This is a genomic window from Arcticibacter sp., from assembly GCF_045629565.1.
Lineage (GTDB): Bacteria > Bacteroidota > Bacteroidia > Sphingobacteriales > Sphingobacteriaceae > Arcticibacter.
Genome location: NZ_JAZQRL010000019.1, coordinates 1 through 3,344, shown reverse-complemented (window position 1 = coordinate 3,344; position 3,344 = coordinate 1). Strand labels below are relative to the sequence as shown.

At 43.5% G+C, this 3,344-nt stretch carries 4 protein-coding genes; 1 reads left to right on the top strand and 3 read right to left on the bottom strand.

The window, feature by feature from the left end; translation table 11 throughout:
- Positions 1-101 precede the first annotated feature (101 nt).
- Positions 102-1,094 (bottom strand): aldo/keto reductase, encoded by a 993-nt coding sequence (locus ACKI5J_RS02440; protein WP_407426150.1) that lies wholly within the window; start codon positions 1,092-1,094, stop codon positions 102-104.
- 246 nt (positions 1,095-1,340) lie between these two features.
- Here ACKI5J_RS02440 and ACKI5J_RS02435 point away from each other — a divergent pair, with 246 nt between their 5' ends.
- Positions 1,341-2,153, top strand: a complete 813-nt coding sequence (locus ACKI5J_RS02435; protein WP_407426148.1) for a helix-turn-helix domain-containing protein — start codon at positions 1,341-1,343, stop codon at positions 2,151-2,153.
- Here ACKI5J_RS02435 and ACKI5J_RS02430 read toward each other — a convergent pair.
- Positions 2,150-2,530 carry a hypothetical protein gene (locus ACKI5J_RS02430; protein ID WP_407426146.1) on the bottom strand — a complete coding sequence of 127 codons (381 nt, stop codon included), beginning with the start codon at positions 2,528-2,530 and terminating at the stop codon, positions 2,150-2,152. The genes ACKI5J_RS02435 and ACKI5J_RS02430 overlap by 4 nt on opposite strands.
- Before the next feature lie 220 nt (positions 2,531-2,750).
- A complete protein-coding gene (locus ACKI5J_RS02425; RefSeq protein WP_407426144.1) occupies positions 2,751-3,125 on the bottom strand; it encodes a nuclear transport factor 2 family protein in 375 nt (124 codons plus the stop codon).
- Positions 3,126-3,344 lie beyond the last annotated feature (219 nt).

Sequence of the window (3,344 nt, the reverse complement as noted above, 5' to 3'; positions counted from 1 at the left end):
TAAATTTATTTTCTTCATTTTCATCATATTAAATTAGTATGTCAAAGTTCGCTAAGAACATGTTAATAGCTGTATGCAAAGCCCTGAAGGTTGTATGCAAATCAAGGATTAACTTTCCGGTCTATCACCTTGTCCAAACTTTCTGGAAACCGGGCGCCCCTGGCTTCAATACGATCTGCGCCTTGGGTGATCGTGCTAAGCTCCGTGGGAGAAAGCTCCAGAGCTGCAGCGCCGATATTTTCCTTCAGGCGTTCCGATTTGGTGGTACCTGGGATGGGAACGATCCATGGCTTTTGTGCCAGAATCCAGGCAAGCGCCACCTGCGCGGGGGAGGCACCCGTCTCCGTCGCAACGCGGTCGAGAATATCCACAAAGGCTTGATTAGCTTCCATATTTTCCTTCTGAAAACGTGGGAAGTAACTCCGTCCATCTTCTTTCTTAAATACCGTGTCGGCATTCATTTTGCCGGTCAGAAAACCTCTGCCGAGCGGACTATAGGGAACAAAACCGATCCCGAGCTCTTCAAGTACGTTAAAGACCTTTTCCTCGGGTTCTCGCCACCAAAGGGAGTACTCGCTCTGCAGCGCCGTCACAGGCTGTTCGGCGTGGGCTTTCCGGATGTTAACTTCTCCAGCCTCTGATAGCCCGAAGTGCTTCACCTTACCCGAGGCAATAAGATCCTTCACCGTGCCAGCCACATCCTCCATGGGCACAGTGGGATCCACACGGTGCTGGTAGAGGAGATCGATCGTATCGATGCGCAGTCGCTTGAGTGATTCGTCAACCACTTTGCGGATGGTCTCCGGGCGACTGTCAAGTTCAGCGTTCGATCCATTCTTGAATCCAAATTTGGTGGCAATCACCACCTTGCCCCTGAACGGCTGCAGCGCTTCTCCCACAATGTCCTCATTGGTGTAAGGACCATAAACCTCTGCCGTATCAAAGAAGGTGATCCCCTGTTCCACGGCGTCGCGCAACACGCGAATGGCTTGATTACGGTCCGGCTGGTTAGCGTAACCGTGGCTTAGTCCCATGCAGCCGAAACCAAGTTCGGACACTTCTAATCCTGAGTTTCCTAATTGTCGTGTTTTCATCTTTAATAATTTTTATGTTTACTACTGCAAAATTGCGGAAGAAGGTTGAGCCGTTTTGTATACAGATTACGGGTTTCCCTACCAGTATTACTGATTGGGAAGGCCGGCATCAAGAGGACTTACCAAAATGTTTAATTTTATAGCAACAATGGAATCAAGGTATGGAAGAGATCGTAAAAATTGACAGCATCGCACAATACAATAGGATACGTGGCTTAATGATTAAACACCCTCTGGTTGAAGTGATTGACGCATCGAAAGCGCCACCTATGCCCCGCTAAGTCATACAGCTTTGGTTTGTATGCGGTGAGCCTGAAAGAACTGAACCATGCCCAGTTGCGCTATGGAAGAAATCATTATGACTACCAGGAAGGAAGTCTGGTGTTTGTAGCGCCTGGGCAAGTGTTAGGCGTGGAACCCATAGTTGAACCATTTGCCCCGAAAGGCTGGACATTGCTCTTTCATCCCGACCTGATCAGCGGCACCCAGTTGGGCAAACATTTTCAGGATTATTCTTTCTTTTCGTATGATGTAAATGAAGCGCTTCACCTGTCAGATAGAGAGAAAAGTATTGTTCTAGATTGCTTCTCAAAAATCGAGTATGAACTCGATCAAAATATAGATAAACACAGCAAAGTCCTGATTGCATCGAACATTGAATTGCTGCTTAATTATTGCATCCGTTTTTACGACCGCCAGTTCATTACACGGGACAATGCCAACAAAGGAATCCTGGAACGGTTTGAAGCCTTAATGCAAGGATATTTTTCATCTGATAAACCGCAGAACGAGGGCTTGCCTTCCGTTGCTTATTGCGCCGAAGCCTTAAATTTATCACCCAATTATTTTGGTGACCTGGTGAAAAAAGAAACCGGCAGGTCTGCTCAGGAATACATTCAATCAAAAGTGATAGACGTGGCGAAAGAGCGGCTGTTTGACATGAATAAATCTGTGAGTGAAATTGCCTATGAATTGGGCTTTAGATACCCGCAGCATTTTACCCGTTTATTCAAACAAAAAGCAGGTGTTACGCCTAATGGATACCGGATGATGAATTAAATCCATTCGGCGGCAAAATGGTTAAATTCGTGCCTAAGCGCATTAATTGTCTTTTCCAGCTCAAGGTACTGTTCATACAAAGTAGTCTCCTCTTGGTCAGCATTTTCCGAGATATATTCACTAGATTTTTCCAGTTGCTCCTTAATGACACTAAGGTGCCTACGAATGGCATGGCGCAGATCGTCGATATTATCTCTCTGGATGATGAGCTGGTTTTGGAAGTGCTCCACCTTTAACATCGCTTCTTTATCGTAATTTTCTTTTGCGACATCTTCGAGCCGCTCTTGCAGAATGCGAATTTCTTCCTCGTAGAAATCCAGCCCACGTAGGGCCTCTTCATTCAAACTATGTATATGTTTTAGATTTATTTTTTTCATAATTACAATTTATGAAAAGCAGTTTACATAACGGTTGACGAAGATCACGGCAATTTTTTTGATTATACGCAATATTATGTTATACTTAGTACTGCATGCACACAGAATCACTTCACAATTGGTTAATGACTTTTATTTTATAACGATATTCTACAGGACTCCAATGAAATGACTCGGTTTTAACGCCAAATTGCCCCCCATGCGTATGACAATACACTCATTAAATAGCTATTCCGCTTCCGCCAACTACTTTAATACCTTCAGCGAAACTTTTCCAGAAGCGGATATAACGATAGGTGACTTCAAACGGTACATTATTAAATTTTCCCTTTAATTCCATTGTTAAGGTGAGGACTGCCAGATCATCAATAATGTTAAGGTTTTCCACTTCTGGTCGCAATTCGTCTATCTTGAGTGCTCCCTCACGATAGGTCTTTAAATCAATTTCTTTGGTTATGACCTCGCCATTGGGCATAACAAACAACAAATCTTTATGCAGTAATTCGTCAAGCGAACCGAGGTCACCATCTTTCATAGCCTTGTAGAGTTTGCTTTGCTGCTCGAGGATATCGCGTTCTGTTAGTGTCGTCCCCATACTTGTCTGTTTGCAATTACATTAAAAAACTTTTAATACTAATATAAATAAATACTTACCAATAGAATATGCCGAGAAGAGGAAAACTTATTCTTTACTTATCAAAACATCCACTGGAAGGGAAATATATTATCATTTAAATCCCGAAAAAATGAAAGATGTAGTTAATTTCATAGCGCCTTTCCGACAACTATGGGAATAGAGGTTTAGCAGAACGGA

Bases quoted from the DNA above. Each gene is read 5' to 3' on its own strand.
- ACKI5J_RS02440 (WP_407426150.1), bottom strand. From the start codon at position 1,094: ATGAAAACACGACAATTAGGAAACTCAGGATTAGAAGTGTCCGAACTT.
- ACKI5J_RS02430 (WP_407426146.1), bottom strand. From the start codon at position 2,530: ATGAAAAAAATAAATCTAAAACATATACATAGTTTGAATGAAGAGGCC.
- ACKI5J_RS02425 (WP_407426144.1), bottom strand. From the start codon at position 3,125: ATGGGGACGACACTAACAGAACGCGATATCCTCGAGCAGCAAAGCAAA.